Origin of the sequence: Corallococcus sp. AB038B (assembly GCF_003668955.1) — a bacterium.
GTDB lineage: Bacteria > Myxococcota > Myxococcia > Myxococcales > Myxococcaceae > Corallococcus > Corallococcus exiguus.
Genome location: NZ_RAWO01000183.1, coordinates 1 through 422, shown reverse-complemented (window position 1 = coordinate 422; position 422 = coordinate 1). Strand labels below are relative to the sequence as shown.

The following is a 422-nucleotide window of genomic DNA, read 5'->3' as shown; positions in this document are numbered from 1 at the left end:
CGGTACGCGCTCTCGGGCATCGGCCCCGCGTCGCCGGTGCGCTGGGCCAGCACGTGGCGCAGCGCCTGATGCAGCCGCTCCTCCATGAAGCGCAGCTTGCGACGCCAGGGCTTGCCCACGGTGCGAGGCCCCAGGCGCTGCTCGGCCTCGGGAAGCTGCGCCGCATCGCGCTCCAGCGAGGCGAGCAGCTCCTGTGATGGCTTCGCGTGTCGGTCCGACTGGGAGAGCATTCCGCCCAGGCGCTCCAGGCCCTGCATCAAGAGACGCAGGCCGCGAGCACGGTGCGCGCGCAGCGTGTCGCCGAAGACCTCGGGCGTGACGAGCGGGTTGCCATCCATGTCGCCGCCCACCCACGAGTGGACGCGCACCGGAGTGACCACCTGCCCGAGCGGCTCGCCGTACGCGCGCTCGAAGGCCCACTC

At 72.7% G+C, this 422-nt stretch carries 1 protein-coding gene; it reads right to left on the bottom strand.

From position 1 onward, the window contains the following. The coding region (locus tag D7Y04_RS42930; RefSeq protein ID WP_121763075.1) for a phosphoenolpyruvate carboxylase at nt 1-422 on the bottom strand (422 nt) is incomplete at both ends.